Here is a 25,280-nt window from a genome sequence, read left to right on the forward strand (position 1 = left end):
AGAAGGTGATTATGTGCGCTCAACAAAATTACTACTAGAAAACAAAAACGGAGTTTTCTTATTTAAAAAAGATTTCAGCCAAGAGAGCAACTGGCGTTCAGATGATTGCTATAAATTTATTTACTCTTTAAAAGGAACTATAGATTACCAAACTAACAGAAGTCAGATTACTCTTAATAATCAACAATTTATTTTATTTAACCCTCAAGATGAACATAAACAATTAGCAATAGATGACAGTAAATTTTTAATTGAATTAAACCCTTCTTTTCTTAGTGAAGTTTCTCAAGCTCTATATCCTGTTCACAATGATATTCAGTTTGCTACAAGTATCCAGAAAAACTCTCAGATATCAAATTGGGTTAAGTTCGTATTAGATTTCGTAAAACTTGAAAAAGATAACACAAGATCCATGGAAATATTTTTGGAACACAGTTTCACTCAATTGGCTTTAATGTTACTGAAAAGCGCTGTTGGAACCCATACACAGGATATAAATACAAATATATACAAAACAATAGATCCACAAATTTACAAAACAATACTAGCTTTAAAAGAAGATTATCAGCATTCTTGGACCTTGGATGAAATGGCAAAAGTAGCGAGATTAAGTAAATTTCAATTTGCCCATTACTTTAAAGACATCTTAGGGATTTCCCCTTACTCTTGGTTACAAATTTACCGAGTTGTCAGAAGTCAGGAAATGCTTAAAAAAACAAATAAAACTATATTAAAAATTGCAATGGACTGTGGTTTTTCATCTGTTACTGTTTATAATCAATTATTTAAGCGATTATATGGCATTACTCCTGGTACTTTTCGAGAGATGGTTAATAAGTAAGCGACTGAACAAATGATCATCATAATTCCACATATTATAAACAAGATTCTTGTAGACAAGAATGAAGAAATGAATCCAAATACACCAAGAGAAATAGCATTTGATAAATATAGAAGAAATGCATTAAAACTAAAGCCCCTGCCTAGTTTTTCTGTGGGAAGATATTTTTGTAACAAATATACTCGCGATAAGCCAGATATAGGTAAGCCTATTGCTGCAACTAATATCCCTATAAAATACAATGGGATGGTATACGCAAATCCTAAAAGGAGAATGCCTATACCCCAAATCAATGAGCCAAACAAATAAATTTTCACACTTAACTTTTTCCAAATTAATGGGATAAGTAGGTTTACTGCAATAACGGCAGCACCATACCATCCTAAAAGTAAGCTATATAATTCCTCTCCATTTGGGGTTGTTTCCTTTAGTTGCAATAATAAACCGACTTGCCATACCCAGGTATTGAAAAACACAATGATTACTGTAACTATAAATAGGGTTCGAATTGTCGTTTGTTTTTTCACCCACATTGAAAAATCCCTTATTGAGATAAATATTTCACTTATTTTTCTTTGGTTTGAACTTTCACTTGTGATATTTTTTTCTGTAAATTGAATTTTATAAATAAGAATCGCACTTATGAGGTATGTTAGTGCATCGAAAGTAAAAAAATGTATAACGTTAATTGTATTCATTAAACCTATACTAACAATAGGTCCTAATACAGTAATGCCCCTTGTAACTGTGTCAAGCAAACTGTTAACAGAAGATCTTTCCTCGTCCTTTGTAATAATGGGTAATATAGCCCTATGAGCAGGATTAATAAAACAGCCTAGGCACTGAATAAGGAAACTCACTACTATTAAATGCCAATAGTTCAGCAACTCAAATTGGTGAAATAGCACTAGTGATAATGTTAGAGGTACTCTTATAAGGTCAATTATTAGTAATATCCTTTTTTTATCTAGCCAATCAGCAATTACTCCCCCTATTAACCCAAATATAAGATAAGGGACTACTTGTGAAATTGCAACACCAGTTGTATGTATATTTGATTCTGTCATCTGATAAGCTAAAAATAGGAAGGCTAACCCAGATATAACATTCCCCAAACTAGAAGTCCCAGCTCCTAATAAGTAAAGTAATACATTTCTATTGCTTTTTATAACTTTTAAATACACATTAAATCACCTCTTATTGAGTGTACTTTTTATTTGAGGTGATTTCTTTACACATATTGCTAGCTTTACTTGCAAGATTATGATGTACTTACTAATGTTTTAATTTTCATGTAGTTTAAGTGTAATGTTTCAAAAACTTTTATATAACGAATGGTTTCTGATAACCCTTTTATAAGTCTTTCAAAATAAATCAATAGTATGACCCTACATACCGAAAAAATTTGTTCAACTCAACTGCACCGTTAGCCATCCATGAAATGCAAAAATCAGCACTTCACCACAGAAAATGAAAGATGATTAAGTTCTTTCATGGGAGTTCAAGAAAGAACAAAAGAGCTGCATATGCAACTCATGGTTCTTCAAGTAAAGCACTCGTTAGTATAAGAAGTGCTTACTTCATAGAATTTCGTACCTTTTCAGGAATCATCACTACCTCAGTTTGTAAAGCTACAGGTTTAAAGGTTTCATCAATACATTCATCCCAGTATTCAATGTGTTTTTTATCAATCCAATGTTCTGATTCATCGACATCAATTCCACCTGTCCCTTGAACAACATACCAATACAAATATTCTTCTCCACCTAAAACTTCTCGAAAAATCGTTTCAACGTACATTTTCTCGCCTTCAAGGGTAACTAGTACATCTTCCATATTTTCATTCAAGAAAGCCAACCACTCATTTACTTTTTCTGTTTTATTTTGTTTCACTCGATATCGCGTGCACTCAATATTCATTGTACTTTGTTCCTTTCTTTTTATAATCCACATTCATTCTGCTATATTTTGCTTTATTTAATATTCCGTACTCCATTCTTCAGTTTCATTATCATACAAAAAATTTACATATGCATGTTCAACATTCAATTCATGCTGTAAATAATCAATAAAAGATTGAAACATTTCTTCGTTTACTTCTTCTTTTCTGTTATTTAACCTAATATTAAGCGTAGGTGTACCTCTTGTATGATAGGTAGGCGTAAATGAAATACTTTCCGGTTCCCCAAATGTTTTAGTTATGTAACTATGAACTTTTGGTCTTAATTGTTCTATGAATTTTGCTTCTTCTTGAATTGTTACATCGTCTTCTATTTGTTTCGTATTTTTATTTTCATAAACCTTGAACGTTTTTTGTGTTTCTGTATTTAAAATGATTGCAGCATATTCAAAATCAGGGTATTGATCATCACTATCATAAAGGACATGAGAGATTTCGTATTTCATAGTTGGATATTTCTCTTGTATATATTGTTTTGCTTGTGAAATTACCTTTTCCTCCTCTTTTTCATCTGGTATCAACGATGCCTTATAATTAAATAATGAAAAGACAGTCCCGAATATTAGTAATATCACTATTCCTCCAATTGAAAAAATGAATATGCTCCAACCTCTTAGCCATTTATTCATCGTATCACCTCCTAATTTATTTGCATAATGAGGTTTATTAGAACTTAGGAATATGATTGTATCCTTCAATGATATCTCCAAATCCTTGATTGATGAGAGAATTCGCTACCGGTCGAAGAATTTCCTGTTTGCTTTCCACAAGATATTGTGCCTTCGAACGAATGAGACGATCAAATATTTCACTTCGTTTTTCTCCAACTGCCTCCCATGATTGTTGAGACTTCAGTAAATCTTCTAATGTCAAGAGAGGATAATCAGTTCCTTCAAAAGTGAAATCACCATTTACTTGATACCACACATCCCCATTCTCTCGTAACCATTTTTCTCCGATGTTTTCAACGCCCCGTCTCATATTTCTGGCTACGTCTAAATAGGATTCTTCTTTTGTTTGTTGATAGGTTTCTAGTAAGAAATTCATTTCTCCTAAAGCGTGATTTAAGGATACATGTGTCTTCTTTGTCTGCAGAGGAGAATAATAATCGGTCACAAGGTAACCACCTTTGGGAACTTCAATTATGTTTCCATTTTTCGCCTGATTGACCAAGAAATCCGCATAGATGATGGTTGAGTTTTTGAGTTCTTTGATGTCAAGCATGTCCCCAGTTTCTTTTAGGAATAACGCGATTTTTTCGTTATGCCTAGTATCGATATAGGGAGCATTGATTCCGTAATCCTTTTTCAACCACGTACTCGTATATTCCGTTTGCCATAACCCTTTTTTATCTTCTTGAAAAATAAATAAGTTAGCAATAGAATTTAATAGCAAATCGTAGAAGTATCGCTCCTGTGTAGTTTCATAGTAATTTAATACTTTTCTATCTTGGACCCTCACTAGGTTTCTCCCATATCCTAACTTTGTTTCAGGTTCGATCGACCACGGGAGTTTTGTATAAGGCCCTTCGGCTGTATACCATTTGTTAGTTTCTTTGTAATGTTTGGTACTTTGACTTATCCATTCATCGAGAGCTTTATCTTTTTTAAACAGAGGCTCTTGTGAAACTAACATCCAGTTTTCAGATAAATCATTTCCTACTGAGTGAAGTGGAAGAGTTACAGTAAGGCCTTTATTATCTTTAATTAATTCCAAGGACTTATTTTCACTCGTCAATTCCCGGACCACACTCTTGTCTCCGTTTTCATACTTTTTAATCAGTTCTTTCGTTACGTAGTTTCGGCTTATCATCATATTAGTAACTAGGTTTTCGTTTTCGTTTTCGTTTTCGTTTTCGTTTTCCTTTATTTTTAACAGACCGATAGGATAAGTGGTTGGATCTACGCCAGATACATTATCGTGCTCATGTTGAATTTCCTGTCGTTCGAAATCTATCAAATCATACCGTACATTTCCGCTGATAGGGTATGAGATTGTAGCACTACAACCTTTACTGCTTTTGTTTTGGAATTGAGTGAAAATGAAAAAATCCCCATTATCGATTTCTCGAACAGTAACCTTGATGGAGCCCATGTTTTCTCCATCTTCAAATAAATTATAGACCGTTGTTTGATCCATTGAACGAATATACGTTTTATACGAACTTGTTGTTTTTTGCAGTAGTAAACCATTGGCTTCCAAATGTAATTGTGTGGAATTCGGTAATGCTAGAGAAACCCTCTCGCTAGGTTCATCTATTTTATACTCATCGTCACCTGTTCTGTTTAATGAAAATGAATTCAAGATCATTATCACTAACATGGAGCATAAAATTTTGCACCAGATTTTTCTTTTAAGCAAATTGGCCCCCCGATGTAACTATTCTTTTATATAAAATTTCCCAAAATTATACCAGTATTACATGAGAAAAACAATATATGAATGTTTTCTCTACCTGGGGTTTTTATCGGACAGTTGGAGGTTTGTTTAGTGTTCGATCTCTAGGGGGGCAATTTATGAATTATTTGTAGCTATTGTTCCTATATCTTTTTCGATCAATTATTCCCATTAATTGTCCTCAATGATAATTATTCATCCTTGTCCGTGAAAAATTGGAATTCATAATCTTGTATCGTATGAGTTTGTTGTTCATTTTGAATGAAAACAAGCGCACACCTGTCATACGGTGTGCGCTTGGTTCTATAGGTGTTGGCAGCGATTAGTCCAGCTCCTTATCACTATTAATTAAAAATCATAACCATATATATACACGTTAAGTTTTTCCTTTGTTGAATCAAATTGAATTTCTTTTTCACCTATACGATCGAAGTTTTGACTGTCATAATATCCATAGTTACATCTATTATCTGTATATAAATATAAAGATTTCACATCCATACTTTGCGTATAATTAAACAAATCATTCATTAGAGCCTTACCAACCCCAAGACCTCTAGATTCCCCCGATACAATAAATAATTCTATACAACCTTGAAAATCATCTTCTTTTCCGTGTATCAGTTCTTTATATGCCTTTTGAACCTTCCCATACTCTTTCATAAATTTTTTATTTTCCTTATTAGTTAAGAGTACTTTTATTATGGAATAGGCAAAACTGAAAATATTATGCGCTTTTTTTAAACGGTTATTGTCCTTTTTCGCATGGCCCAAAATAATACCAATAACCTTATTGTCTTTTTCTGCTACTTTGCTAAATGAGCTTTCTAAAATGCAACCGTGTAAGTAGATGTTTAATACTGAATCTAAAAATTTCTTATCCTTAATAAATTCATTGAAACCAAATGCTTCACCAATCAATTCTTTAACCGCTTCGTAATCTTCTTTAACTAGACTTCTGTATATGACTTTTTCCATATTTAAAAACTCCCTGTTATTTAAGTAAATTTATAGGTGTGTAGATTAACCATTTTTATACATTCGAATTAATTCGAAGATGCTGATTTCCGCTACGGGCTACTCGCTTTCCTGCGGGCGAGCGTCGAGCCGCTTCCTCCGCTATTGGAACGAAGGCTAAGTGCGTCACGTTCTGTGACAATGCCTTCGTGACCAACATCGTGTTGGCCTCAGGGTCTCGTCTGTCTCGCTTTCCCGCGGGAGTCGAGTAGCCCTACGCTACAATCAGTTGAAAATCGAAATATACCAGCAAAATAGCAACAAAAAAATCCTTTTATCGCCCAATAATAATCCTGTTTTTTCCCAATCAACACACCTGGTAAATTCATTTAGTATTTCTTGCAAATGCCCTATAATGATCATAAGGTCTCCCCTAAGAGGAGAGTCAACGATTCTGTAAGAAAAAATATAAAGGAAGTGATGATGGTGCAACACTTATTTTCTATTGGGGAAGTTTCGAAAATGAAGGACATTACAATAAAAGCTTTACGCTATTATCATAAAATGGGGATTCTTATTCCAAAATATATTGATGAAACAACAGGCTATAGATACTATTCTATAGATCAATTTATTCATATAGATATAATAAAAAGCTGTAGAGAATTAAAAACAAGCATCGTCGAACTTCAAGAAATTTTTAAGAACTGTAATACTGATGAATTACTGGCATTTTTACAATTAAAAAAATATGAAGCTGAAGAACAAATAAAGAAAATGCAGGAAGTCATCAAAACCATTGATCGTTTAAATATAAAGGTAGAGACTTCTAAAGATATTTTAATTAATGATGACATATCTATTCAGTTCTTTGAACAGCGTTATGTAGTTGTAGCACCATGTAAAGAAGTAGGAAGTTTACAGGAGTTACTATATTATTCAGACTTAGAGAAGAGCATACAAGATAAAGGCGGAAAAATGTCACTTGAAAGAGGGATCCTCTACAACGTTAATGCAGAGTCGAATGTAATACCAATGTATGTTTTTAGTAGACTTCAAGGAGATGCTGCTTTAGAAGCTGAACAAAATATAAAAACATTACCAAAAGGAAAGTACTTAACGATAGCTTATAGTAAAGAAAATGAAGAGGAGCGTAGAAATAAAATAATTAAATTTGTAAAAGAGAATAAGTTAACAGTAAGAAGCTTCATTGAAGTAGAGTTATATAACGATTTCTTTAATACAGAATCTTATAGTTGTCAAATTCAAATATTTATAGAAAATAATGAAACAGTTGATTGTTAGGATCATCTACAGGAGATGGCAGCATCTATTGGGATTAGTGAGTTTACATTACAAAATTATGTTCGTTCTACCATTCGCAAACTTGATGCATTCAATCGTGTCCAAGGAGTAACCCATACCTGATTATGCGCAAAAGTAATAAAGTAGTGTTTGATAAAGCAAAAAGAGATTTAGATCACCTAAATCTCTTTTTTGATATCTTATGATAGTAAGCTACTTCAATAATGCTGATTTATAAAATAATTCTTTTTTCAGTTTGAGCATCAAAATAATGAGCTTTTTCCATATTCAACATAAGGTCCATCTTTGATTGGCTTTGCACATCGGTTGAGGAGTCAACACGTGCAACGAAAGATTGACCATCATGATTCGAATAGAGATATGTTTCCGAACCCATTAATTCTGCCACTTCAATCTGGACTGTTACCTTCGTTTGATGTGGGAAATCTACAGATGTTTGACTAACAGAGAAGTCTTCTGGTCGTATACCTAAGATGATTTCTTTATTCATATACCCGTTATTTCTAAAGCACTCTAGCTTCTCTTCTGGCACCTGAAGATTCCAATCTCCAACAATAAAAGCACTTTCCGTTAATGTACCTTTGAAAAAATTCATTCCAGGAGAGCCAATAAAACCTCCTACAAATACGTTCGCTGGTTTATCATAAACTTCTTTAGGTGTACCCACTTGTTGGATGATGCCGTCCTTTAACACAACAATACGTGAAGCCATCGTCATCGCTTCGATTTGATCGTGCGTAACATAGATCGTTGTTGTTTGCAATTGGTGGTGTAATTTTGAAATTTCAGCACGCATTTGAACACGAAGCTTTGCATCTAAGTTTGACAACGGCTCATCCATTAAAAAAACTTTTGCATTTCGAACAATCGCACGTCCTAATGCCACACGCTGACGTTGTCCACCTGAAAGAGCTTTTGGCTTTCTCTCCAAATATTCCTCAAGCCCAAGGATTTCCGCTGCATGTTTTACACGTTCTTCAATCTCTTTTTTGCTATACTTTCTAAGTTTTAAACCGAATGCCATATTTTCGAAAACCGTCATATGTGGATAAAGAGCGTAATTTTGGAAGACCATTGCGATATCTCGATCTTTAGGTGCAACATCATTCATCCGCTGTCCATCAATATAAAAGTTTCCATCTGTAATCTCTTCAAGACCTGCAATCATACGTAATGTCGTCGATTTCCCACAACCTGAAGGTCCTACAAAAACGATAAATTCTCCATCCTGCACTTCTAGGTTAAAATCTTTTACGATTGTTGTATCATTATCATAGTTTTTATAAATATGTTCGAATAATAGCTGAGCCATCATTGCCTCCTAATATTGTGATTTTTTCCGGATTATCGCGAAAAGTTGGGTATGACATTTATTGAAACATTCACCATATATAAGTTGATTGGAGTGGAGGCTGGGCGACTCCTTGGGGATCAGCGTCACAGATGAGACCCTGCAGCGAGCAGGCAGAGGAACGAAGGCTAAAACCATCACGTCCTGTGATAACGCCTTCGTGACCAACATCCTGTTGCCCCAAGCGGCTCATCGGACGCCCCCAGGAAAGCGTCCAGTCGGAACGGAAATCAACCCTACGCTTAGGCCAATATTCTATTAAAATTGACGTTATCTACAATACTTATCTCTTAGCGCTATTGCATGTTTAATCGATTGTTCAGCACCTTGAATTTGTTTTTCAATCAGCTCTTCTAAATGTTCTTCAGCAGGATAATAATAATTTTCTGGCTCGATCACATGTCGATCAAATGGAGGATCCTCTACTTTAAACGCACCTTCGCCTACTTCAAAAACCCCTCCAGTACCTTTTTCCCTTTTAAACTGAGCTACATATGGATAGCACATTTCAATATTAATTCTTGTTAACGGAGAATGCTCCACCATAATTTTAAAGATTTCATCTAAATTAATATTCCCTTGCCCTGCTGGAACACCGCACACTTTATAACCATCTTTTGCTTCGATGATAATATGATCTTTAAAGTGGGTTGTATACGTATACGGAGCAAGCTTTCTTGCTGCTTCCACCGGGTCTTCCCATGCCATCATTGAATTTCCAAAATCACAATGAGCGCCTACCCAATAGCTGTTTACGTCATTGACAATTTGTATGATTTCATCAGCTATTTCTTCCTCGTGGTTTTCAACAGCAAGTTTAATTCGATATTTTTTTAGAAGTGGCACAACTTTTTTTATATTATTTGGCGCTTGATCTAGTAACTCTTTATCATATTTCCCTGGACAGCAATACGTCCGAATCACATCTGCACCAATTTTATGTGCTACTTCGATAATCTCTGATAAATGGTCAGGTTCTGTTCCTCTTGCGTCAATCTCAGCGTATAATCCATATTTTTCGATTTCCTGACGTACCTTCTGTAAATGATCCAGTTCAGCGCCACCAAGAGCTCCCCACTTAGGATGTAAATATTTATCGCCAGGATAAGCAATGACATTAATCATGACGCCATCTAAACCGTGTTCTGCTGTTGTTCTAATAAAATCAAAAATATCCATTCGACCATTTTGAAAAAGTAAGTGATAGGTTTCCGTTTCTAAGCCTAATTTCATCCGTTTCACCTTCTGTGTAATAAAATTTTTGAATTTCAGACAATAACCCAATACATTTACTAAGGGGGTGATTAAAGTACTCCTAATCCCTTACTATTTTGCTGTCTTTCTAGAAAATTTAGCTTCAGCCCATTGTCTAGCTTTTCACTTTTAGAGGTGGGACACTTCTGTAGCTGACGCTTTGCTTTCGCTACAAAGACCATTTGCTGCAAGAAGTTAAAATAGTCATTGTTTTTAGATGAATTGACCTCTCTCGTTTGGTAACAATGTGCTATAAAATCTTTTGAATATCTTTAACACTATCTATAATATAATCCGCTTTTCCTTCAAGATCTTCCTTCCTACATGCACCAGAAAGAACTCCGGCAACTTCAATATTACTATTTCGTGCAAATCGAATGTCAGTTAATGTGTCACCTACCATTAAAACTTCTTCATCATTCAGTAGAAATTTATCTTTGAACATATGATAACAATCACTATAAGGTTTAGGTTTGTTGATTCCATCATCAGCACTTAAAAAATCTATATACTCGTAAAGCCTAGTCATTTTTAGTGAATGAACAGCTGCATCAATATCATCTGCTGTCACAATACCGATAATATACGCATGATCTTTTAAATATTTTAGTGTTTCTTGTGCACCTTGTACTTCTGTAAATACGAGGTCATCTGATGTTGAATGCTTTTTGAATGATGCACACACATCATGGATAAATTCCCCTTTTTTTATATTCTTTTCTTCTAATAGTGAATACCATGCCGCTGCAATAAAGGAATTCGTTTGACTAGCTAGTAAGCTCGTACTCTCAAAATCATTGTTGTCCATTCCAATGATCTGCATGTATTCATTTCGTTTGTTCTTTTCATTCGGATACTTTTGAAATACGTCATGAAGTACACAATCAACGATTTTATACCAAACCGAATCGAGCTGTATTAATGTGCCATCCTTATCGAAAATAATTCCTTTTTTCATTTTTTTGCCTCCTATAACTTACAGCCTATTTTTTGTTCTTTCTGTAAGACGAATAAAGGTACTTCTTCCATCCAAAAGAGAAGCACCACCATTTCTCTTCGAAAAGTTTTATTTATTTACTTTGTCTAATTCTTGCTGGGCAATTGCTGCTGCTTCATTTAATGCTTCCTTAGCAGAGATCCCTTCGATTTCTACTTTATCTTTCGCTATATCTAGTGCATCATAGATTTTTCCGCCTGTTGGATCAATAAATGGTGAAACTCCATATTCATTCGCTTGCTCTAACGGAACTAACGCCTGTGGTTGTTTTTTTACGAATTCTGCATAAGGCTCATAATCAGTGACATTGTTTTGAACAGGGATATAGCCTGTTTCCATTGACCATTCAGCTGTTTTTTCAGTAGTTGTCGCAAATTTCATAAACTCATATGCACCTTGTGCTACTTCTGGATCAATATTTCTAGTTAATGTGAAAAAATATGCTTCTAATTTCGGTGCTGGCTTATGATCACCCCAGCCTGGTTGCGGAACTGCTCCAAACGTAGCTAGTCTTTCTGCCTCATTCATTCCTTCACCTAACGATTTATAGACAAATCCTTGGTCACCAGATGAACCTGTATATCCTAACGTTTTACCTTCAACAAAATCAATAATAGTGTTATCCCAATATTCCCATCCAGTACCACCTGTATGAATGTTCATGATTTTATCTTCATGAAGCCATGTACGGTATTTCTCCCATACCTTTACCCAAGTTTCATCGTTAATTAAAACTTTTGTTCCGTCTTCACTTAATACATTTCCTCCAGCACTTCGAACCGAATCAATTAAATTTGTCGTACCCCAAATTGGCATCCACCCTGCATATTGAACGTTGCCATTTTCATCACGTTTTGATACTTTTTCAGCTACCTTCTCTAGCCCTTCCCATGTCTTTAAGTCATCCGTAGTAAAGCCATTTTCCTCTAATACTTTTTTATTATAATAAAGTATTTGAGTTGTACCATATAGAGGAATTCCATATATTTTCCCATCAACTGTTGCTTGACTAACAAAACCTTTACCATAATTCTCTATTTTCAATTCTTTATCATTATTGATAAATGTATCGATGGGTACAACTAAATCTTTGTTAATGTAGTTTTGAATAACGTCTGAACCTAGTAAAGCAATGGCTTCTTGATTGTTTGCCGCAAATCCACTTTGAAGCTTTTGATAAGACTCATCGTAGTTGCCTGCTTTTGTCGTTTTTACAACGTACTTGTCCTGACTTTCATTGAATTCCATCACAATCTTATCTAAACGATCCGCAAGGGACCCCCCAACTCCGTTAATAAATGGGACAACGATTTTTTCCCCTTCTTTCGTTACCTTAACTGTATTTCCTTCTCCTCCAGAACAACCTGCTAGTACACTAACAAATAATGATACAACCATAAAAAGCGTTAATAATTTCTTCATCATGAAATGCCTCCTTTAAAATTAGTTAACCTTTTATTCCAGAATCAGAAACACCTGAGAGGAACCATTTTTGCAATACTAAAAATACAAGTAAAAGTGGGACTGTAGCGATTGTACTTGCAACCATAATGTGTGACCAATCCCTACCTAAGGAGCTATTAATGAAATAATCAGCAATCCCATTTGTGATTAATTTTTTATCGTTATCTTTTAATACTAGCGCTGGCCAAATATAGTTATTATAGTTTTCTATAAATGTCACTAAACCTAGTGTCACAAATGATGAACGTGTCACCGGAAAGACAATCTTCCAAAGAATTTTCCAATCACTAGCTCCATCAATTTTGGCTGCTTCTACAATTTCATAACCAACTTTAAGGAACGCTTGTCTTAAATAAAAAATCCCAAATACACTAACTGCTAAAGAAATAATGTATCCGAAATGGGTATTAAGAATGCCCATTTTTGCTAACATCACATAAACAGGAACATATGATACAGCACCTGGAATCATATATGTTGCCATGACAACGCCAAACGTTAATTCTTTCCCTTTAAATTTATAAAATGCCAACATATAAGCAAAGAGCGCTGACGAAATAAGAACATAGATTGTAATCAACAAAGAAGTATAGAAACTGTTAAAGATATACGTGTGAAAAGGAATGATTTCTAATACTTCAGAATAATTTTCCCAATGAAATTCTTTAGGCCAAAAACTACCTTGTAGTACTTCACTGGATGTTTTAAACGAACTAAGGATCATCCATATAAAAGGAAAGACAAACAAGATACTTGATACAGCTAAAAAGAGATGCTTGAAAATCAATGGCGTCTTTTTTCGATTACTCATGTCTTAATAATTCACCCACTTGTCACCTATTATCTTGTTTAAGAACGATAGTAGGATTGTAATAATTAATATGATAAATGCGATGGCTGTCGCTGATCCCATATCAAATTGTTCAAACGCTTGTTCAAAGAATAAATAGAGTAATGTTCTTGTCGAACCACTCGGCCCACCTTGTGTTAAGATTTTAATTTGATCGTATGCTTGCAGCGATACAATTGTATTCACAACAATTAAGAAAAAAGTTGTTGGTGAAACCATTGGGAGTGTGACATGTCGAAACTTTTGCCATGCATTTGCTCCATCGATACTCGCCGCTTCATATAAGCTATCAGGTACTTTCTCTAATGCACCAATATAGAAAATCATTGTCCATCCAACTAGTTTCCAAACCGTTACAATAATAACTGCTAGCATTGCGGTTTCACTGCTCTTAAGCCATTCCAAACCGGGTATTCCTACTAAACCTAACAGCTTATTGATAACACCTAGTTCCGGTTCATATAGAAGTGACCATACAATCGATACAGCTACTGTTGGTGTTACCCATGGTGAAAAAATCATCAATTTATAAATGGCAGAGCCTTTGAAATTTTTTCTAAAGAACAGAGCAAAACCTAATCCTAATACAGTTGTTGGAATAACTGTCCCAAATCCAAAATAAAGAGTGTTTAGCAATGCCTGCTTAAATGATGACTGGGTAAACAAATTGAAATAGTTATCTAAACCAACAAAATGAAAATCATTTGTCATGAAATCCCAGTCTGTAAAACTAATACCTAAACTAAACAAATTCGGAATAATCCAAAAGAGTATAAGAGGTATTCCAACCGGTAATAAAAAGAACGCAGCCTTTGAAAATTTTATTTGCATTCAGTGTCACCTCCTGTTTCACATTGTAAAGCCAAATTATTAATCAGATGTTGTACTTTTATTAACATGTTGTAAAAATAAACATATAAACAAAGTAAAACAACACAAAAACCAATTTTTATCATAAAAAAACTATTTCTCGTTTTCGTTGAGAAATAGTTTGATTGATTATTAGGTGTAGTTTTGTAATAAATTTTGATTATTTATAAAACCGTTGTTGCACTACCGATCAGTTGTAAGTGAGGTTAATCGAAAAATTTAGAGACGCTCACTATTTCTTCAGTAGGCGTCAGTGTCGCTTCGGCAATGCTCTTGTTACTGTTAGCCAAGTATTTCTTAATCAAATGGTAACCAATAGTATAACCTGCATTCCCTGATAAACCAACTGGACTATGCCCCTGTCTCTTAGCAACCTCATCACCAAACATATAAGCTGATACTTCTCCAAAACCTTTCGTCTTTCGTCCTTCTTTTATCACTTTGATTGAGTACGCCATCTCTTCTTGATCAAAATCTTCAATCCAAGGTCCGATCAATTCTTTCCCATACATTTCTTCAGCAAAACATTCAGCTAAACCTTCCAATACTATATATTCTTCTACAGTCACGTCACCATGATTAAATGGTTCAAATGTAAAACGAACATTATGATTAAACTCGTGAGCTAAAGCGGATTTTAATCGTTTCTTATTAAAATCATTAGGAACAGCCATTAGCAAAATATATCCCGGTATTCCACCAAAACCTGAATATCCTTTATTTACTTTCATTTCTTGACTATCTTCATCCCCTAAAAGAATAGTTATGTCGATTTTTTCTAGTGGAATAGAATAACCGATCTTTTCAAATGCATCCATTCCTTTTGAGATCACTTCCTGATATTCATCAAAAATTCTAGATTCGATAAGCTCTGGAAGATTATCCTCAACTTGTTGAATAGATTTTCTAGGCGTCCAAATCCCTAACATCTCTGATGCCATAACAACATCGTATCCATTAGGTTGCGTTGCTTTTAACGGTACATTTAAATAATCCCACATTGTTTTCATTGGTTGCATCAATTCATAGCGGAATGCATTCTCATTAACATTTCCTAGTAAACATTTTTCATAGAAATCTAAGCTATTGATTAAATTGATTCTTACTTTTCCCATGTTATCGCCCCCTTTTTTAAAAGCTTAATCCTTTACGCAACGTCAATGTAAAGCTTTTAATGTTTACTATTGCATTCCATGTACTTAGTCCGTTTCTTAATCATTCAACAAAAATATGCTTACTTTAATAATCTTCTTCTAACTCTGCAGCCTTGTCGATTGTGGTGATCTATTGATTCAGAAAGGGTTTTTCTCGCTAAAAATTTTATGGTATGATGTTCAGGTTGTGTATTTACTCTGTGACACATTTACATACATCTAAGAAAAGAGGTATTTATGCACCCCACAAAATTAACCAAGCGACATTGGTTGCTCATTTTAACACTTTCTTTATTAACATTTGTACTCGGGACAAGCGAATTTGTTATTGTCGGAATTTTAACAGATATTTCTTCGAGCCTTCATATGACAAATGCAAAGGCAGGCACACTCGTTTCTGCGTTTGCCATTACGTTTGCCATCTCCACACCCCTAGTGATGTCAGCAACAAGTCATTTACCAAAGCGTAAATGGATGTTGTTTTTGATAGGATCTTTCATCGTCCTGAATGCTTTGTGCGTCATTTCGACGAGCTATATCATGCTCCTTGTACTTCGGATTATGACAGCGATTGTAACAGGAGTATTAATCTCTCTAGCTATGATTGTTGCAAGTGAAACCATGCCGATTAAAAAACGCGGACTTGCGATATCATTCGTTTTTGGTGGTTTCACACTTGCAAATGTCGTTGGAGTGCCAATTGGTATTGTCATCGCCGAACGGTACGGCTGGAATGCCACTTTCATGTTAACCACTTTCCTAGGAGGATTGGCGTTTTTGGCATCCTTTTTTGTCTTACCTAATGGTCTCAGCCAAGAACGCAGCTCGATACGAGATCAGTTTTCTTTAATGGCCCAGCCAAGAATTTTGATGGCTTTTTTCATTCCTGCTCTCGGATTTGGCGCAACTTATGCCGTCTTTACTTACCTTGTTCCGATCTTAAAGGGAATGGGTGCACCCGATCATTCAATTAGTTTAATCTTATTTGCTTACGGGTTTATCTCGATTTTCAGCAACATCCTTGCCGGTAAAATTGCCAGCCACAATCCAATCGGTCGCCTTCGGTTTGTTTTTCTCGTGCAGGCAGTTGTTCTGACAAGTTTATTTTGGACAACAAATCATTTTATTTTAGGACTGGTAAACATTGGCTTAATGTCGTTAATGGCCATCCTCTTAACAACATCTACTCAGCTATATTTAATAGACCTCGCTGGAATTTATCAGCCAAATGCTACAGGACTCGCGGCTTCACTTATGCCAGTGGCAAGCAATGTAGGCATCGCTTTTGGTTCTGCATTAGGCGGAATTGTATACCATCAAGGGAATTTGATGAATGTAACATGGGTCGGTGGAATAGTTGCAGTCTGTGCAAGTCTACTAACTTTCTTTTGTCATCTTTTAGACCAAAAACAAAAGAAATCAGCCTAAAAATGAGCTGATTTCTCTTGATTCATCTGACTATCACGAATCCGATTGTTAAATTTTATATCCCTCAAGAGACCTCCCCGGGTAAGTGCAACCACTTTCCTCTCATGCAACTGCCAGATTTACTGTGTGAGACTCGGGGAGTATTAGACTTTGTATTGTGATGCAAACTCGTCCATCCCCATTCAGCCTTATATCTGATTTCTGGTCGTCAATCTGAGATTTGGCGTCCTACTTCCTTCAAATTCCACGTCACCATGGACACCCTTGACTATCGTTAACAATTCCTACTGCCAAGCCTGTTGTGGACTTTCAGCACCAAGTTGTTGTGCATGGCGGGTACGCATCTTAGCTTTAAAAATCACTATGTTTAGGGTCGATATAATCCCTGAATTTATTGTGATAATAGTCTAAGTACAGAAACATTCATTGCGTACTATAAATTTAACACTATTTTTAAGGAGGGTCTGTTGTGCCTGGAAAAAAAGGAAAAAAAGGTTCGGGTAGTCATTCGTCTACAGGAAGCAAATCTTCTGGTACTACTTCTTCTGGTAGTACTTCTTCTGGTAGTACTTCCTCTGGTACTACTTCTTCTGGTAGTACTTCTTCTGGCAGTACATCTTCTGGTAGTACTTCCTCTGGTAGTACATCTTCTGGTAGTACTTCCTCTGGCAGTACTTCCTCTGGTAGTACTTCCTCTGGTAGTACTTCTAACTAAAGTACATTTACCAGAAACAATTGTAAACGTACCCGGTGAAATGCCTCCATTAATCACTATCCAAAAGGTTAGTGGGGCATTTACTCCTTAATCAAAGCTATTTCATTTTTCTACTAGCGTCAGCGTATATACATTTGATAACTGATAGAGTACATAAGGGAGGTGAGTATATGTCAAACATTCTACCCTTGTATTTTTTAATGATTGAAGAAGATGAATTAAATGATTTAAGGAAAAAAGTATCAAAAGATGACCCTGTTTCCGCCAAGTTGTTGGTAGATAGCATTACCTACAATATTAAGATTGCCTATCGTGGAGACTATACACGAAAATTCCGTAAAAGATCCTATATGATTGATTTCGATGATGCCGAAAAATTCTTAGGCGTACGTAGAATTCACCTCAATGCAGAATACAAAGACCCCTCCCTAATTCGCAATAAGCTTTCCCTTGACTTCTTTCAAGACCTCGAAGTCCTTTCACCAGATAGTCAACATATCAATTTTTACAGAAATGGCTCATTTAAAGGTGTCTACTTGCACTTGGAATCAGTTGATGATTTATTTTTAGAAAAGCGAGGGCTTCCCGCCGGTCCCATTTACTACGCCATCAACAATGATGCAAATTTCTCATTAGTGTGTGATGACAAACCCAAAAAATCACTTTTGTCGGGCTATAAACGAGTGTGTGGCGCTTCATCAGACGATATCTTTCTTCATGATTTGATTACAACCATAAATACTACAATTCCATCTAATTTTCCAGATGAAATCTCCCAGAAAATTAATATTGATCAATATTTCCGGTGGCTCGCTGGAGCAGTTTGTACAATGAATAACGACGGTTTTACACACAATTATGCCCTCTATCGTAATAGTGACACTGGCTTATTCGAAATACTTCCATGGGACTACGATGCAACTTGGGGACGGAAAGTAAATGGTGGGATCATGGATCATACGTATGTCCCAATTGAAGGTAAATCAGGAAACCATCTTAATTATGTTCTATTGCAAGTGCCCGAATTCCGAAAACTCTACAAAGAAACATTAGAAGAAATCCTTGAAACTATGTTTACAGTTGACTATATGGAAAACAAAGTATTACCACTACATCAATGTATACGTCCCCAAATCCTCCTTGATCCTTATAAAAAAAAGAAGATTGATATTTTTGATAATGAACCAGAATTAATTTTCCAATTCATTCGTGACCGCAATGATTATTTAAAAAATCAACTCTTGAATTTAGTTTAAAAATCTAATCAATAATGTTTTTTTTGATTAGAGAGAAATAGGGATTGGGGAAAGGAGTATTCATTTTGGGACCTATCTGTATAAAAGATACCGGGAAATATGGTAGAGGTTTATATGCTACACGAGATATAAAAAAAGATGAACTTATTGAGGTATCACCAGTTATCGTATTACCTAAAGAGGATTGGGGATATTTAGAAAAGACTTCCCTTCTTTATTATAGCTTTTATTGGGGGGAAGATGATACAGCCATTGCACTTGGATTGGGATCACTTTTTAATCATTCATATACCCCAAATATTAATTATGAAAATAATCAAGAAAATTTATCAATTGACTTTTATGCACTACATGATATTTCGATGGGCGAACAATTAACGATTAATTACAATGGTGATCTTGAAGATAAATCTCCGTTATGGTTTGATGTAATCGGATAAACATCTTACCTTCATGAATAATTGTTTTGCTTTCAAAAATAATGGTAACACCAGAATATACGGTTTGCTATGCTCGCCAATAGATAGACAGATTTTTAAAAAAATCTATCTATTGGGAGTATTTTTTATTGGGAAATTTTTATAGAACAAAAACTTGAGATTATTCAGTGCTACGAAAAAGTCCATCTAACCACATTAAGATCCCTTCTTCTCGTTTTTTAATGTCTTCTTTTTCTCCTTCACTTCAATTTTGTAGTCTAAATCAAATTCTTTCTCAAAAATAGTAATTCTCTGTTTCGTTTTCTTTCAATATTCGTCGAATTGTCTTGTGTAAGGTTCCATAATCTTAGGGAAACCATTAGATCTGATTGGATCGTTGCTTCTCTAATAAAAATTCGCCATTTTCCATTGACAGAAAATTCAAATTTGATATATACTTTTTGGTATTACCACTGTATTTAATTTGTATTACCAAAAACAAAGGAGACGAGGATTTGAACGAAAAAGAACGCTCCTCAGATAAAATTGAGAATGAATTAATTAGATCTATATTGGCTGGTGTTTATTCTATAGGAAGTACTTTACCGCCGGAAAGAGAGCTTGCAAAAGAATTTGGGGTTGGTCGTCCAACTATTCGGGAGGCACTTCAACGTTTAGGAAGGAGTGGATGGATAACAGGGAGAAAAGGAATGCCTGCGATTGTAAATGATTATTGGCGCAATGGGAATCTATCGACACTTGTTAATATTGTTGAGAATCATCATACCATAACAGATGAATTCGTCATGTACTTATTAGAATTAAGAAGTTCTTTGACTCCTACTTATATTCGTAATGCTGTTACGTTTAATCAGCCTAAAGTGGTTGCTCTCCTTGCCAATTTAGAGCAGCTTGAAGATTGTGCAGAAAGCTACGCAGCATTTGATTGGGATTTGCAAAAAAGGTGTGCTGGCCTGGCTGTCAATCCAATCTTTCTACTCATTTTAAATAGCTTCGATTCCATTTATATAGATATGGCGAAGAGATTTTTTTCTGTAAAAGATCATCGTGAATTGTCCTTCAACTATTACCACGACTTATTAAAAGCTGCATTAAAGGGAGATGCAATGGAGGCGGAAAGGTTAACTACGACAACAATGGCGAAAAGCTTGGCTCTCTGGAAAGATAGAAAAAAATAAAGAATGCTGGAGGCGTGATCAATGAAAATGAAATATATGAAAGAATATTTTTCCTACCCTGATATATTAATCATGAGCTGTCTATTCCTCATTAGCTTTGGTTATATGATTCTACATTTAACCTCTTTCGGAATTTTGGGTGCTTTTATTCTGGGAATGATTATGTATTCCTTAGCTGAGTATGTTACACACAGGTTTCTTTTTCATCTGAAACCACCAAAGAATGCTTTTTTGTTAAAAATGCTTAAACGCTTACATTATGACCACCATTCAAGTCCGAATGAATTACATTTATTATTTTTACCTTTATGGTATAGTGTGCCAAACATTGTAATTGTAGCAGCCATTTTTTATTTTCTTTCATCTAGCTTTGTCATGACAAACGCATTTATTGCAGGTATCATGCTCTTTTTATTATTTTATGAGTGGAAGCATTATATCGCCCATCGCCCTATACAGCCAATATCTCCATGGGGGCGTTGGATGAAAAAGGTTCATTTATGGCATCATTTCAAAAATGAAAATTACTGGTATGGTGTAACGAATCCTGCCTATGATTTTCTCATGGGTACCTTTAAAAACCAAAAGGATGTTGACCAAAGTAAAACTGCTAAAAATCTAGAGAAACGTGGTTGACCAGAAAATAGAATTATAAAAAATATGCCTTCTGCAATATTCGGTCCTATTCTGTCTTTATGATAAAAATCCAATCATCGTTATTTGATGATTGGATTTTGGTCCTTTTTAATGATACGTTCTTCGTAAAATCTACTAGTCTTCTAACATTTCAATCATTTTTGTATAGCCCATCTCCTTGGCATATTCAAGTGCTGTCTTACCTGAATTGTCACGAAGTTCTTTATTCGCATTGTGTGCTAATAATTCTTGTACAATTTGCTGATATACCACTGAACCGTCAGTTAATGCTACCGCTTCAATTAATGCTGTATAGCCAAATTTATTTTGATGATCGATATCCGCTTTCCCATCAAGTAAAAGTAGCTTCACATTGTTTAAATGTCCTTTTTCTGCTGCAGGTATTAAGGCATTGCCTCCATAGCGATTAACAATATTTTGATTTGGCTCCGCATGCTCAATCATATACTTTAAAATCTCTGTTTTTCCTTGCGCACCTGCATACAGATAGGCACTATCCTGAATATTATCTTGTTGATTAATATCGGCTCCCACTTCAATTAAAAGTTTTGCCACCTCAATATAGTTTTCATGAGTAGCAATTAATAAAGGCGTTTCCCCTTTATCATTCGATTCATTAATTGGATATGATGGATCCTGCAAAATTTCTTGTACTTTTTCTAAATCATTGTTTTCAACTGCTTGAATAAGATGATCTGATTGTGGCTTCATATTCTCTTCCTCCCCCTTATCATAACACCCGGTCAATATGAATAATGTGCTTACTACAATGATCATAAAATATTTCATGTAATATCCTCCTTTCACAAGGAGATGTTTCAACTATTAAAGCGATATCCACTGCCCCAAATTGTATCAATTGGCAGTTCTGATAGTTTTCCCTTTTTTAATTTATCTCGAATGCGACCTACATGAACAACAACTGTAAAAACATCTCCATCTAAATCATCCATATACCATAATTGACGGAAAAGCTGCTCCTTTGTCCAAACACGATTGGGATGCTCCATAAAGAACACGAGTAAATCAAATTCCTTCGTTGTAAAAATAACTTCCTGACCTAAAACGAATACTTTTCGTGCAGCCTTATCAACTATAATATTTTTAATCTCTAAATAATCCTGTGTTTGTCCAGTACCTGTTAGTTGCCTATAACGCTTACTATGAGCTTGTACACGTGCGACGAACTCACTCGGACTAAATGGTTTCGTTATATAATCATCCGCACCTAAGCCAAGCCCTCTTATCTTATCAATATCTTCTTTTTTTGCAGATACAATTATAAGTGGAATATTTTTCTTTTCACGAATGCGTCGGCAAATTTCAAAACCGTTCATTGAAGGGAGCATTAAATCAACAACAATTAAATCAAAAGGCTCAGTTAATGCTCGATTCAACCCCTCAAAACCGTCCGTTACAATTTCCGCCTCTATTTCATGAATTTCTAAATAATCTCTCTGTAATTCTGCAATGCTAATATCATCTTCAATGATTAAAATTCGTGTTGGCACCAGTCATTGACACTTCCTTTAAGCCTTACCCAAGACTATTGTTACCGTTGTACCATAATGTAGCTTACTTTGAATTTTTACGTGACCATTATGCTTTTCAACGATTTGTTTCACAATTGCAAGCCCCAAGCCGCTACCGCCTGTCGTCGAGGTACGCGCTTCTTCCCCACGATAAAAATGATCGAATACATATGGGAGTTGGAGGTCCGAAATTCCTTGCCCGTTATCCTTTATGACGATTTCAACTAGATCATCGACTACTACTACTTCTAATATCATACATAAAGGTTCAGTTGGCTTTTTAAACTTCATACTATTTTCAATTAAATTAGTGACTGCCCGATTCATATGCATACGATCAATATGAACATACACATCCTCCACTACATTCAACTCTAATTGAACTTCTCGATTGTATAACTGAAACTCCTCTACTATATGTGTAAGGAACTTTGCAAGCTGTATTCGTTCAAAATGAAAATGAACTGCCTCCGCATCAAACTTAGAGTAAAGGAAGAGTTCTTCAATTAATCTGTTCAATGCAAGTGATTTAGAATGAATGGTATTCAAATACTTTTCTCGCTTTTCAGGTGTTTCGGCAACTCCCTCCTGTAATCCTTCAATATACCCAATAATAGTTGTAATCGGTGTTTTTAAATCATGAGAAATACTTGCTATTAGATCTTTACGATTTTTTTCAAGATTTCGCTGCTCCTGGATTGAAACCAAAAGCGCTGATCGCATATTCTCAAAATTAGCTGTCAGTTCATGTACTTCCCTTGCTGTATTAGCAGGCATAGTGGGTGCCTTGATCATTAAATCTCCCTCTTTTATTTCAGACATGGTATGTCCTAAATTTTCTAAAGGATTAATAATCGTCTTGTGTAAAAGTTGATTTAAAAAGAGCATAGCTGCAATGGATACAAGAAGGATGAAGAAAATAATAATAATTCCCCATTTTGTAAGGAACTCTAAAAAGCTGTTTTCTTTTTTCAGCACTAAGACGCTACCCTTCGACTTGTCGCTATAATAGAAATCAAACTTAATATAACGATAGAGTCCCCCTGCATTATCTATTGTGCCCTTCGTTTCAATATTATTCGTGTCAAACATGGGGAAATGAACGACTAGTGACTTTTCTACTAGCCTCTCCGAATAATATACAATTTCCTCTTCATGGCGAATGACAACCTCAAGTGACTTCTCCTCAATCTGTTGCATTTTTTTTTGCATGTCTTGCACTAAAAGCTTGTCTGGATCATGCTTGGCAATATTACGTAGCTCTAATAAGCAAGCTCCTCTTCCGGGCTCAAGGAGCGTTGCTTCGTAAAAGTTTTATACAATATTTTTGGTGTCGGAACGGATCCTGTTGTCACATAAAAAACAATGCATAAGATTGAGAGAATAGAGACACTCGCAATTATAATACCGCCAATATAAGAAGTTAAAAATCTATTCTTGATTGTCATATTAATCTCCTTTGCTCAATTTATAAAGGAGATTCCTTACTTTTTCAAGTAATGGACTTTACTGTGATTTAAAAACTAAATGTTGGCTTCAAATCTCCCTTATATGGCTCATGCTCTACAAAGATTGTGATATCATTGCCATCTGCATCCTTACCTACACGCTTATAAGTAAACTTGTTATCGTTTAATTCAGTAAGTTCCAACGCTGCACCGTATTTATTATCGCCTATCGATACATGTGCGCGAATTTTATTGTCATGAACGACATCAAAGTAACCGTAATCTCCACGACTTTCTCCTGTTTCGGTATTAAAGAATTCGTATTTATTCGTGTCCTCTTCAAATTTTGCGACACTCAAAAAATTCGCATTATACTGCGTGACATCATTACCTTTTTCATCCAGTACTTTTGTTCCGTGCCATAATGTTTTACCAAGAATTTCATCACCATCTACACGCGTATTAATATCTCCTGTAGAAGTAGTTAACTTTTGAGTTTGTGTAGTGAAGGCTAAATCATTTTCATATGGTATATGCTCCACAAACACTTCTATGTCATTACCTTTCGTATCTTTCCCCATACGCTTGTAAGTGAAAATTTCTTCATCTAAAGCAATTATATCGACAACGGCTTGATATTTCATCGTATCGGAAATTAAAATGCGCTGCTGACCATCATTCGTCATAAAGAATGTACCCTCATCGCCACGTGTCTTACCTGTTTTCGCATCAAAAAATTCATATCGACCTGACTCAAAATCGTATTTTGCTAAACCGATAAATCCAGCATTTTCCTTAGTTAAATCATTGTTATCTTTGTCGTAAATACGTGTACCTTGCCAATTTGTACTGCTTAAAATATTCGCCATTGTTTGGCCTTTTGTAAGTGGTTGCTCAGCTTTATTGGCTTCCGCCTGTTCATTTTGCACGACTGCATTGTCCGCCTCATCTTCCCCTGTATCAGTGCATGCCGTTAATATTGTGACTGAACTGAAAATAGCGAGTGTTGCGAATTTTAATTTGTTATTCATAAGATATTCTCTCCCTTATCATTTGCTTAAACTTAATTATGAGGCCCAGTACTAAACTGCATATATCGCAAATATAAACAAAATATAAATTCGAGAAAAAACGCATAATGCGCTAAACATTATGCGTTCGTATAGGTTAAATTTAACGATAAATAAGAAGGCGTAAGTTGTTCC

At 35.1% G+C, this 25,280-nt stretch carries 24 protein-coding genes and 1 pseudogene; 8 read left to right on the plus strand and 17 right to left on the minus strand.

Annotated features, from left to right (window positions below; translation table 11 throughout):
* Nucleotides 1-13 precede the first annotated feature (13 nt).
* Nucleotides 14-841, plus strand: a complete 828-nt coding sequence (locus ACB089_RS14695; protein ID WP_374967066.1) for an AraC family transcriptional regulator — start codon at nt 14-16, stop codon at nt 839-841.
* Here the strand turns inward: ACB089_RS14695 and ACB089_RS14700 are convergent.
* The 5 genes from ACB089_RS14700 to ACB089_RS14720 form a co-directional block, all read right to left on the minus strand.
* Nucleotides 778-2,025, minus strand: coding sequence for an MFS transporter (locus ACB089_RS14700; RefSeq protein ID WP_374967067.1), 1,248 nt, complete (start codon nt 2,023-2,025; stop codon nt 778-780). The genes ACB089_RS14695 and ACB089_RS14700 overlap by 64 nt on opposite strands.
* A 391-nt stretch (nt 2,026-2,416) precedes the next feature.
* Nucleotides 2,417-2,761: a DUF6176 family protein gene (locus ACB089_RS14705; protein WP_374967068.1), complete on the minus strand. Its 345-nt coding sequence runs from the start codon at nt 2,759-2,761 to the stop codon at nt 2,417-2,419.
* Nucleotides 2,762-2,818: 57 nt separating this feature from the next.
* Entirely contained in the window at nt 2,819-3,430 is a 612-nt protein-coding gene (locus tag ACB089_RS14710; RefSeq protein WP_374967069.1) for a hypothetical protein, read from the minus strand.
* A 37-nt stretch (nt 3,431-3,467) separates the two neighbouring features.
* A complete protein-coding gene (locus tag ACB089_RS14715; RefSeq protein ID WP_375122111.1) occupies nt 3,468-5,162 on the minus strand; it encodes an S-layer homology domain-containing protein in 1,695 nt (564 codons plus the stop codon).
* Between the two features lie 384 nt (nt 5,163-5,546).
* On the minus strand, nt 5,547-6,176 hold the full coding sequence (locus ACB089_RS14720) for a GNAT family N-acetyltransferase (protein ID WP_374967071.1): 630 nt from the start codon (nt 6,174-6,176) through the stop codon (nt 5,547-5,549).
* 459 nt (nt 6,177-6,635) lie between these two features.
* Here ACB089_RS14720 and ACB089_RS14725 point away from each other — a divergent pair, with 459 nt between their 5' ends.
* Nucleotides 6,636-7,460: a helix-turn-helix domain-containing protein gene (locus ACB089_RS14725; protein ID WP_374967572.1), complete on the plus strand. Its 825-nt coding sequence runs from the start codon at nt 6,636-6,638 to the stop codon at nt 7,458-7,460.
* A gap of 232 nt (nt 7,461-7,692) precedes the next feature.
* Here ACB089_RS14725 and ACB089_RS14730 read toward each other — a convergent pair whose 3' ends face one another.
* The 7 genes from ACB089_RS14730 to ACB089_RS14760 form a co-directional block, all read right to left on the minus strand.
* A complete protein-coding gene (locus ACB089_RS14730; RefSeq protein WP_374967072.1) occupies nt 7,693-8,793 on the minus strand; it encodes an ABC transporter ATP-binding protein in 1,101 nt (366 codons plus the stop codon).
* Nucleotides 8,794-9,102: 309 nt separating this feature from the next.
* Complete coding sequence (locus ACB089_RS14735; RefSeq protein ID WP_374967073.1) at nt 9,103-10,065, minus strand: sugar phosphate isomerase/epimerase family protein; 963 nt, start codon at nt 10,063-10,065, stop codon at nt 9,103-9,105.
* A 271-nt stretch (nt 10,066-10,336) separates the two neighbouring features.
* Entirely contained in the window at nt 10,337-11,044 is a 708-nt protein-coding gene (locus tag ACB089_RS14740) for an HAD family hydrolase (RefSeq protein ID WP_374967074.1), read from the minus strand.
* 108 nt (nt 11,045-11,152) lie between these two features.
* On the minus strand, nt 11,153-12,505 hold the full coding sequence (locus ACB089_RS14745; protein WP_374967573.1) for an ABC transporter substrate-binding protein: 1,353 nt from the start codon (nt 12,503-12,505) through the stop codon (nt 11,153-11,155).
* A gap of 25 nt (nt 12,506-12,530) precedes the next feature.
* Complete coding sequence (locus ACB089_RS14750; protein ID WP_068986278.1) at nt 12,531-13,358, minus strand: carbohydrate ABC transporter permease; 828 nt, start codon at nt 13,356-13,358, stop codon at nt 12,531-12,533.
* A gap of 3 nt (nt 13,359-13,361) precedes the next feature.
* A complete protein-coding gene (locus ACB089_RS14755; protein ID WP_374967075.1) occupies nt 13,362-14,228 on the minus strand; it encodes a carbohydrate ABC transporter permease in 867 nt (288 codons plus the stop codon).
* 245 nt (nt 14,229-14,473) lie between these two features.
* Nucleotides 14,474-15,382: a DUF2268 domain-containing protein gene (locus ACB089_RS14760; protein WP_374967076.1), complete on the minus strand. Its 909-nt coding sequence runs from the start codon at nt 15,380-15,382 to the stop codon at nt 14,474-14,476.
* A 276-nt stretch (nt 15,383-15,658) separates the two neighbouring features.
* Here ACB089_RS14760 and ACB089_RS14765 point away from each other — a divergent pair, with 276 nt between their 5' ends.
* From ACB089_RS14765 to ACB089_RS14790, 6 genes and pseudogenes are all read left to right on the plus strand, one after another.
* Nucleotides 15,659-16,849 (plus strand): MFS transporter, encoded by a 1,191-nt coding sequence (locus tag ACB089_RS14765; protein WP_374967077.1) that lies wholly within the window; start codon nt 15,659-15,661, stop codon nt 16,847-16,849.
* Nucleotides 16,850-17,318: 469 nt separating this feature from the next.
* The gene (locus tag ACB089_RS14770) at nt 17,319-17,564 is read left to right on the plus strand and encodes a hypothetical protein (RefSeq protein WP_374967078.1); all 246 of its coding nucleotides are present in this window, start codon (nt 17,319-17,321) and stop codon (nt 17,562-17,564) included.
* 170 nt (nt 17,565-17,734) lie between these two features.
* Complete coding sequence (locus tag ACB089_RS14775; RefSeq protein WP_374967079.1) at nt 17,735-18,820, plus strand: CotH kinase family protein; 1,086 nt, start codon at nt 17,735-17,737, stop codon at nt 18,818-18,820.
* Between the two features lie 65 nt (nt 18,821-18,885).
* Complete coding sequence (locus ACB089_RS14780) at nt 18,886-19,260, plus strand: SET domain-containing protein (RefSeq protein WP_374967080.1); 375 nt, start codon at nt 18,886-18,888, stop codon at nt 19,258-19,260.
* A gap of 494 nt (nt 19,261-19,754) precedes the next feature.
* Entirely contained in the window at nt 19,755-20,438 is a 684-nt protein-coding gene (locus ACB089_RS14785; protein WP_374967081.1) for a GntR family transcriptional regulator, read from the plus strand.
* 21 nt (nt 20,439-20,459) lie between these two features.
* Nucleotides 20,460-21,093: pseudogene (locus ACB089_RS14790) on the plus strand (sterol desaturase family protein).
* A gap of 116 nt (nt 21,094-21,209) precedes the next feature.
* Here ACB089_RS14790 and ACB089_RS14795 read toward each other — a convergent pair.
* The 5 genes from ACB089_RS14795 to ACB089_RS14815 all read right to left on the minus strand — a co-directional run bounded on the left by ACB089_RS14795 (nt 21,210) and on the right by ACB089_RS14815 (nt 25,106).
* Nucleotides 21,210-21,806 carry an ankyrin repeat domain-containing protein gene (locus ACB089_RS14795; RefSeq protein WP_375122112.1) on the minus strand — a complete coding sequence of 199 codons (597 nt, stop codon included), beginning with the start codon at nt 21,804-21,806 and terminating at the stop codon, nt 21,210-21,212.
* Nucleotides 21,807-21,913: 107 nt separating this feature from the next.
* A complete protein-coding gene (locus ACB089_RS14800) occupies nt 21,914-22,606 on the minus strand; it encodes a response regulator transcription factor (protein ID WP_374967083.1) in 693 nt (230 codons plus the stop codon).
* 18 nt (nt 22,607-22,624) lie between these two features.
* Entirely contained in the window at nt 22,625-23,839 is a 1,215-nt protein-coding gene (locus ACB089_RS14805; RefSeq protein ID WP_374967084.1) for an ATP-binding protein, read from the minus strand.
* A 50-nt stretch (nt 23,840-23,889) separates the two neighbouring features.
* Entirely contained in the window at nt 23,890-24,075 is a 186-nt protein-coding gene (locus ACB089_RS14810) for a hypothetical protein (protein ID WP_374967085.1), read from the minus strand.
* Between the two features lie 68 nt (nt 24,076-24,143).
* A complete protein-coding gene (locus tag ACB089_RS14815; protein ID WP_374967086.1) occupies nt 24,144-25,106 on the minus strand; it encodes a DUF4822 domain-containing protein in 963 nt (320 codons plus the stop codon).
* Nucleotides 25,107-25,280: the final 174 nt, after the last annotated feature.

This window comes from Lysinibacillus sp. RS10 (genome assembly GCF_041956855.1).
Lineage (GTDB): Bacteria > Bacillota > Bacilli > Bacillales_A > Planococcaceae > Lysinibacillus > Lysinibacillus xylanilyticus_A.